A 255-nucleotide genomic window follows, 5' to 3' on the forward strand; every position below is an offset into this window, starting at 1 on the left:
CGAGCATGAACTTGTTCTACTTTCAGAAAAAATAGATTGGAATTATTTTGAGAAAGAATTTTCGCCCTTGTATTCCAAAGTGGGCAATCCGAGCCATCCGATTCGGTTTATGGTGGGTTGTTTGCTATTGAAACATTTGTATAATTTGGGCGATGAGACGTTGGAAAAAGCCTGGATCATGAATCCTTATATGCAGCATTTTTGTGGCAGGGTTTTCTTTGAACACGAATTTCCTTGTGACCCGAGTAATTTTGT

General features: G+C 38.8%; 1 protein-coding gene. It reads left to right on the forward strand.

Annotated features, from left to right (window positions below; all coding sequences use genetic code 11):
* On the forward strand, nt 1-255 hold a 255-nt coding region (locus EHC72_RS22550), incomplete at both ends, for a transposase (RefSeq protein ID WP_131539971.1).

Origin of the sequence: Pedobacter nototheniae, from assembly GCF_004335085.1 — a bacterium.
Taxonomy (GTDB): Bacteria; Bacteroidota; Bacteroidia; order Sphingobacteriales; family Sphingobacteriaceae; genus Pedobacter; species Pedobacter nototheniae.